Raw genomic sequence first — 7,914 nt, 5'->3', positions numbered from 1 at the left:
GGGGGATAGTATTCAAGGCTCCCCAAGCCGCTCAAACACGCAAAAAACACCGAGAAAGATACAAGAAACTTTGAGCGGTGCATTGCGCAATAGTCTCCCCTAGGAGGCTCTAGATTGCATTTTCTCTTATTGGGGCACTTCCGCTCAGCTCAGTAAAAATAATTGCCTAAAATCGATTTTTTGTTAGCCTATTGATAATCAGTTGTATAAAATGTTTTGTTGGCATATTCAGTAGATTGGAGCTTTACTGTTGCGTATTTCTTCCCATCAATCTATGCGAATTGTAGGACACATCTAGAGAAATGAGTCCTACAATCCTCACAAATCAGTCCTTCAATTTTTCAGCAAATCCCAACTAATTTTCGACAATTGATCCATAGATTGATAACATCTTTTAACAGTCAGTTTAGATCTTCGTCCATGGAGGTTATGCCCTATTTCATAATAAATGTTTATTTTCGTTCGTTGCCATATTGTGTAAGTACTGATAGCTATCACGCCGGTGTGAGGAGATTTATGTGCGCCACTCTATCTCCTTGCTACAACAAACTCATAGCTATAATGCTTACATATCTGGTAAAATACGACAAAATCAATAGATAAAGATTGCTGATGAACCCCAAATATACTCTAGCCTCTCGGCTCTATCTGCTAGTATTGCTCTCGCTACCTCTGGTTAGCTGTGCCGCACGCAATAAGAAGAGCAAAAGCAAGCCTGCCACAAGTCACAGCATACAGACAGCGCAAGTGTCACGGGCTGCTAGCGCGGACGAGCCTCTGCTGGAGGAAGCGCTCTCGCAGCTCATACGCAGCGGTGAGCGACTACTCGGCAAACCCTACCGCTCACGAGGCATAGCTCCTTGGCCGTTGGATTGCTCTGGTTACGTATCTTATTTATATAAGATGCTAGGTGTACAGATTCCCCGCTCATCGGCAGCACTAAGCACTTTCGTCAAGAAAGTCGCAGAGGCTAGACCCGGAGATTTGGTTTTCTTCAAGGGGCGCAATGCTTCTAGCTCTCGAGTAGGCCATGTGGCCCTCGTGGTGGACAATAAGGACGGAGATCTGACTATTATGCACAGTACTAATAGCCGTGGTATCATTAAGCACAAGCTCAAGTCAAGCGGCTACTTCAACAAGCGCTTCCTATACGTAGGGCGTCTGCCGTGGATGTCCGAGATGCTCAAGAAGTCTGGTATCGACACGCCACAGACACGCAATACACCCATTCGCCCCACAGTCGCTCAGCCGCCTCTACCATGGCTAGAGCCGACGCCTAGTTTGTGGTCGGCACTTACTCCGCCACCCTCTTGCCAGTTAGACTAGCGAGCCACTAGAGGGCAGTAAGCAAGATGGGCAGTCTTTGGCTCTCTCGCTAGAGCTATAGGGGCAGCTCAGATGGTGTCCTTATTTATGTATTGGCAAGCCGAGTACATGAGCAGAGGAGCATTTGAGCTGTGTTTGTTATCTTTGTCAAAATATGTATCAAGTTTTTGAATTACTTTAGGTATGAAACATTTAGTCCTCTGCCTCAGTCTGTCTACATTATTCCTCTCTCATCTAGGAGCACAGCAATCTCTGCCCTCTGCTAGGTTGAGTCTAGAGAGCCAGATGAGGCAATATGCCGTGGGACAAAACCATATCGGTATCTCGCAGAGCCGACTGCACCTGCCTATTACTTTTGCCAATGCCGATCAGAGGCCCTATATGCAAGCGCTCTCCAAGCTCATGAGCCTAGAGAGCTCTAGCGCACGGGTCCTCTTCGACTTCGTAGAGCAGTACCCTAGTTCAATGGATCGCAACCGGGCTAGGCTTATGCTCGCACTGGTGTATATGGAGAGCGGTGACCGCATCAATGCTGCTCACCACCTATCCCTAGTGCAGGCCGATGGACTCAATGACGAAGAATACTCCCAGTGCCTGACACTACGTGCCTACATCATGCTCACAGAGCAGAATACTTCTGCTAGCATACCAGCGGCTAGAGCTCTGCTAGAGCAGGCCTCTACGGGCCGATCTATATGGGCAGAGTGGGCCATACTCTACCTTTGCAACCTCGACTGGAGCGAGGGGCAGGCTAGCCGAGCTGCTACACTACTGGCAGATCACCCATGGAGCCCAGAGCTTGCCCCAGAGGCTGCCTATCTACAAGCTCTAATGGCATACGAGAGAGAGGCACCCTCCAAGGCCATTGCTCGTACGCAAGAGCTACAGCGTCGGTTCCCCAAGCTTGTCGAGCGCATACGCCTACAAGGGGCTATGGGGCAAGCCTATTATGCCCTTGGGGACTATACCAATGCTATTCGCATCTTGGCTCCTTTGGAGCTGCCTAACCTAACTGCAGAGGAGGCATTCGCCTTGGGGGCAGCCTACTATCATCGTGCCCAGAGCCAAGCTAATGGCCAGATGGGGCTGTCGATACCTGCCCTACAGCGTGCTACACTTGCTCAAGGTGAGCGTGGAGCCATTGCTCAGTTTGCCCTAGCCAATGCGTACAGGGCGGACGGACAGGACGGACAAGCTCAGCTCGCTCTCTCGGCTGTCATGGAGCACCCCAAGAGCTCCAGCAAGACCAAGGAAGAAGCCTTGTATCAGCTTATTGAGATTGGCTTCTCTCGTGGCTATGATGCCTTCGGTAGCCAGATCAGACAGACCGAGCGATTTCTAGCCGATTATCCCCATAGCCCACACCGCCAACGAGTGATCGAGTTGCTACGTGGCTACTTCTCGGTTGGCAAGGACTACCAAAGCAAACTGGACTTCATCAAACGCCTAGAGAGTCAAGGAGAGAAACTGACGGATGCTAAGCAAGACGTCCTAGTACGCCTAGCCTCTACACAGGAATCAGACCCAGCGACTTACCTCAAGACCCTCAACGAAGCCATCGCCCTCTCGGGCAAGGGAGAAGCCTATGCCATAGCACGAGTGATGCGTGCTGCTTATTATCTGCGAGAGGGCAAGTACCGAGAGGCAGAGCAAGATGCGGCAGCTGCGATGCGTTTGCAGCAAGGGGCTTCCGCCTATGAGCATGGTATAGCTAGCTATCTGCACGGCTATGCCCTCTACAACCAGAAGAGGTATGCAGAGGCCTATAAGTCCCTAGACCGATATGCCTCGTCCGACGCACAAGCACAGATGAGAGCAGATGCGCTCTGCCGTATGGGTGACTGCCTACTCGGGCAGGGAGGGCAGCCACAAGAGGCAATGGCCTGCTATCTGCGTGCAGACAGACTTCACCCAGAGGGGAGCGACGAGGCACTCTACCGCACCTCTACCATACATAGACAGAGAGGTGAGTATGACAAGCAAATAGAGGTCATTGATAAGCTACTAGATAAGCACCCACAGTCCGCCTACGTCGCAGATGTACTCTATGACAAGGGACGAGCGCTACTGATAGGGCGCAAGCAATCGGGTGCAGCAGATGAGATCTTTGCTTCACTAGAGCAGCGATTTCCCTCTAGCCCCTCCGCTCCACTGGCTGCTCTAGAAAGAGCTTTGATACAGTCCAACAAAGGAGATGAGCAGCCCGCGATAGAGGCTTACAAGCACGTGGTGCTTACCTATCCGGAGAGTAGTGAAGCCCAGATAGCCTTAAGCGATCTAAAAAGCCTCTATGCCGAGAATCATCGCCTCGATGAGTACGCAGCATTTGTATCTGGCCTAGGAGGTAAACTTGTGCCAAGAGAGCAAGACGCTGTTCACTTGAAGTATCTAGCCCTTGAGAGCCGTTTGCGCCGTGCCGAGGCTGGAGTAGAGCAGGAGCTACTGACCTTCGTTGGCGACTATCCCGATAGCCCCGATCGTTATAGAGCTGAGTGGCTACTCATTGACCGCTACATACAAACCGAGCGCAGAGGAGAGGCTCTGGAACGCCTGCGTAAGCTCTCTGTGCTTACCCTCTCGCCAGAGCAGTCCTTACGTGTGCAGACCGAGATGGGAGCGACATTACTCGCTCTGGGACGTGGTGCAGAAGCCGTAGAGGCGTACCGTAAGGCCTATCAGCTGGCTCATGGGTCGGCGGAAACTAGCCTAGAGCTTGGTCAGAAGCTCGCTCAAACAGCCCTAGACGCAGGGCAATTTACTCTAGCTACCGAGGTGGCCCAAGAACTTCTGCGACGCAAGCAGCTCCCAGCGGAGTCTATGCAGGAGCTGACGCTTCTGCTAGGTAGAGCTCAGGAGGGGAATAAAGCCGTGAAAACTGCAATAGCGACATACGCAAGTCTATCGGCCTACCCTGATACTCCAGCGGGAGCAGAGGCTATGGTACGTAGGGCTACTCTGATGCTTCGTTTGGGACAAGCTAAGCAGACACAAGAGATGCTGGAGCAGTTCGTCGCTACTGGTACCCCTCAGCAGTACTGGCTAGCAAGAGCTTTCGTCTTGCTGGCCGACAGTTGCGAGGCGGTGGGAGATCTATATTTGGCTCAGCAGTATATACAGAGCCTCAAGGACAACTACCAAGACCCAGAGCCCGATATCCAAGAGATGATCGAGCAGCGCCTAACTAAATACTCTCAGAAATCATGAAATACAAGATATGCTTCATCGGGCTAAGCCTTGTTTTTGGGCTAGCCAGTGCCGATATACTTTGGGCTCAGAGCAAAAGTGCCCATACGCCAGTGGATACACTACGGCGTAGCCTCAAGGTGATGACCACGCAGGAGAACAAGCTCGAGGTGCGTACGCCTATGGGCTTCACTCTATCGACTCCGAAGGTCTATACAGCAGAGCGGCAACACTTCTCTCCCTCTGCCCTAACTAGGCTTGATGCACCAGTGCAAGTAGGCGCACTCACTTCACTCGCTCCTCTGCCCACCCTCATGGGCAAGAGTGGTCAACTTGGCTATCTCTCTGGAGCTCTAGGCGTACGCTACAATGCTCGCTTGGAGGCAGGCGTACGACCCATTAATACTCAGACGGATTACCTTGACCTCAGACTAAATGGTCGGTGGACGCATTACAATCCTAGTGGGGAGCTCCTCGAGCAGCCTATCAAGGAGCAGAGCTGGGGGCTAGGAGCAGACTACTTCCGCCAGAGTGGCAATATGAGATGGCACCTATCTACAAGCTACCAGCAGGATCATCAGAACTTCTATGGGCTACTAATCAAACAGCAGAATGTCGCTCACACGGATCAAGAGATCTCGGCTTGGCGTGCCCTCAAAGATGATATGTGGCATAGACATTACTTGCAGATCGGTGGGAGTATCAGCTCCATAGAGGCTACCAAGCGTAACTGGCATTATCACTTCGCTCCCAGCCTCGCTTGGGTAAAGCAGGGCGAGCTCAAGGAACTGAACCCCAAGGTTGAGCTGCGCCTAGGGCGTACGCTGAGTGACTATGGTCGGCTCAATCTAGACTTCAAGGCCGAGGGACTGCTCTATCTATTCGACCGAGAGCTATCTGTAGGTGAACCCGATCGCAAGAAGTCGCTCAACGACTCCTATATACAGATTAGCCCCTCGTGGCAGATTGACGGAGTTGAGGAGCGCTTCGACTGGGGCATACTTGTAGGACTAGGCTTGGCTTCGTTCCAGTCCTCAGATGATGATAAGAACTTGATGCTTCTGTGGCCTCGTCTTGATGCACATATCGGCTGGTCGGAGAGTTGGCTGCTGAGTGCCAAGATCGACGGAGGAGTCCGTAGCAACGGGTTAATAAGCCATGCCCTATGCCTGCCTCGGATGCCACTACTCAACGAGTCGGAGCTCACACGCATACCATTCTCCTCTAGGCTTGCTCTCTCGGGGCTTATCCTCCCTAACTTCTCTCTCGAGCTATATGCAAGCTATGAGCTAATGCGCAACGTAGAGGACTATGTAATGCAGGGGCAGGCCCTTAGCAGTGACTTTGGTTCGCTGCCTATGAGCAACGAGATTTACTCTATCGGTGGGTATAAACGCTTCTACCGAGATGCAGCTCCGACGCACCACTACGAGTTTGGTGCAGCTCTAGCTTATACGTTCTATCGTGCCTACACGTTTAAGGTTGCAGCTCGTAGTCATCAGTGGCGCATCAAGGATGGAGTCGCTCTCCCTTCAGGTGAAGAGTTACATTACCCTCTGTCGGGACGATCAAACTTCGAGCTCGAGGCTAGCGTACACTATCGCCCTAATGGCTACACGGATCTGAGTGTAGGTTATCAAGTACAGACGGGACTAGGCTACAGAGCCGATCTGACTTACTCCAATGGAGCTAGAACCGAGTTCGTCGAGCTCCCAACCTTCGGGGTATTTAGCCTCTCGGGAGCTTATCGTGTCGGCAAGAGGTGGACGCTTACCCTAGACGGCCAGTTCGCTCCGGGAGAGCAGCCCAGCTGGGTACTCGGCTATCCAGTACAGCCTTTTGTGGCCAACGTCGGCTGTACATACACATTCTAGGGATAGAGCACAAGCCCGCCAAGTCTATACTATCCCATCTGCTTGTCTTATGAGCACTACCGAACCATCGAGTCGCTTCAAGCAGATGGGATCTTTCTTGTCATAGAAAATCAGTATGAGCAAAAACTACTTACAACTGTTCCTGCAACATAATAGAACTGAGCCCACTGGGCATATCCTGCATCTACCAATCTCCAAGAGCCTAATGGCAAGGCGTCTGCTATTGGTCTCGCTTCGAGGAGTGAACCTCGGACCTATCTGTACGGATAGAGCTAGGCTACCGGAGGATATCAGATCGCTTGTGCAGGCATTGGAGGTATCGCATCAAGGAGGTAGTGTCATCAGTGTCGGTGAGTCTGGTACAGCTATGCGTTTTATGGCTGCTTATTTGGCGGCAAAGACGAGCCGCACGGTTCGACTGGAGGGAACGGCACGACAACATGAACGCCCAATCGCTCCATTAGTTGAGGCGCTGCGCCAGCTCGGGGCTAAGCTGGAGTATTTAGGCCAACCCGGTTATCCGCCTCTATCCATAGAGCCCGCTCAGATAAGAGGAGAAGCCATAGAGTTAGATGCCTCTGCTAGCTCGCAATATCTGAGTGCATTGCTGTTGATTGGTGCGTGTATAGAGGGCGGAGGCTACAAGATAGATGTTAGCCGGTCGGGTCTGGCATCTGCGCCATACGCACAGATGACGCTCGAGGTGCTACGAGAGCAAGGTGTCTATTGGCACCAGACAGGGCAAATCTACGAGTACTCCACGAGAACCAAAGAGATTACTAGTACTACTACTCTGGAGGAAGCAGACTGGACTGCAGCCTCCTACGCCTACGAGTTAGTGGCGATAGGAGCGGTCGAGAGCCTCCAACTGCCTCAACTGAAGCTACCCTCTCTACAAGGGGATAGCCTATATTTGCCGCACATCTTCGAGAGTTTTGGTGTGATGACTGAACCTTATGAGTCTGGTATCCAACTGAGTCTAACCCATGCAAGAGCCGATAGCATGCTCACGCTCGATTGTTCGTCTTGTCCAGACCTAGTCCCCACCTTCGTCGCAACCTCCGTTGCACTAGGACGTAGCTTCTCGCTCGATGGTGTGGCTCATCTACGTATCAAGGAGAGTGATAGATTAGAGGCACTGAGAACCGAATGTGCCAAAGTCGGAGCAGACTTACAGCTCTATCCATCTCGGATAGCTTGGGACGGCAAGTATACCTCTAGACATAATGATACGGCGACTGTACTGTGTACTCACAGCGACCACCGTATGGCGATGGCACTTGCACCTGCTTTCGTGCACCTATTGGGCGCTGTACAAGTAGAAGCTCCAGAGGTTGTGGCCAAGAGTTTCCCGCATTTCTGGGACGAACTAAGTCAGTTAGGCTGGGTTCGCAGCCAATCGTTGCTTCGCTGCTAGTAGATAGCCACCTAGAGGAGACCGTTGCACGGTATTTTGCCTCTTTTCGGCTAGAAACGTTGTGTATATCCCTGATTATTACTATCTTTAATATGTAATTAACTGTATCGACAT

General features: G+C 51.7%; 4 protein-coding genes. All 4 read left to right on the top strand.

The annotated features are described in order from the left end of the window. Window positions 1-612 precede the first annotated feature (612 nt). The 4 genes from HQ41_RS01310 (at window position 613) to HQ41_RS01295 (ending at window position 7,800) form a co-directional block, all read left to right on the top strand. On the top strand, window positions 613-1,326 hold the full coding sequence (locus tag HQ41_RS01310; RefSeq protein ID WP_052405210.1) for a C40 family peptidase: 714 nt from the start codon (window positions 613-615) through the stop codon (window positions 1,324-1,326). Between the two features lie 183 nt (window positions 1,327-1,509). Then, window positions 1,510-4,530 carry a tetratricopeptide repeat protein gene (locus HQ41_RS01305; RefSeq protein WP_081964711.1) on the top strand — a complete coding sequence of 1,007 codons (3,021 nt, stop codon included), beginning with the start codon at window positions 1,510-1,512 and terminating at the stop codon, window positions 4,528-4,530. After that, entirely contained in the window at window positions 4,527-6,383 is a 1,857-nt protein-coding gene (locus tag HQ41_RS01300; protein ID WP_044186854.1) for a hypothetical protein, read from the top strand. The genes HQ41_RS01305 and HQ41_RS01300 overlap by 4 nt, the downstream gene beginning before the upstream one ends. Window positions 6,384-6,498: 115 nt before the next feature. Beyond that, complete coding sequence (locus tag HQ41_RS01295; RefSeq protein ID WP_052405209.1) at window positions 6,499-7,800, top strand: 3-phosphoshikimate 1-carboxyvinyltransferase; 1,302 nt, start codon at window positions 6,499-6,501, stop codon at window positions 7,798-7,800. Window positions 7,801-7,914 lie beyond the last annotated feature (114 nt).

This window comes from Porphyromonas sp. COT-290 OH860, from assembly GCF_000768935.1.
Lineage (GTDB): Bacteria > Bacteroidota > Bacteroidia > Bacteroidales > Porphyromonadaceae > Porphyromonas.
This window is presented reverse-complemented; position numbering and strand designations above follow the sequence as displayed.

What these genes read in the sequence shown, in the direction of transcription:
- HQ41_RS01310 (WP_052405210.1), top strand. Translation starts at nt 613, where the DNA reads ATGAACCCCAAATATACTCTAGCCTCTCGGCTCTATCTGCTAGTATTG.
- HQ41_RS01305 (WP_081964711.1), top strand. Translation starts at nt 1,510, where the DNA reads ATGAAACATTTAGTCCTCTGCCTCAGTCTGTCTACATTATTCCTCTCT.
- HQ41_RS01300 (WP_044186854.1), top strand. Translation starts at nt 4,527, where the DNA reads ATGAAATACAAGATATGCTTCATCGGGCTAAGCCTTGTTTTTGGGCTA.
- HQ41_RS01295 (WP_052405209.1), top strand. Translation starts at nt 6,499, where the DNA reads ATGAGCAAAAACTACTTACAACTGTTCCTGCAACATAATAGAACTGAG.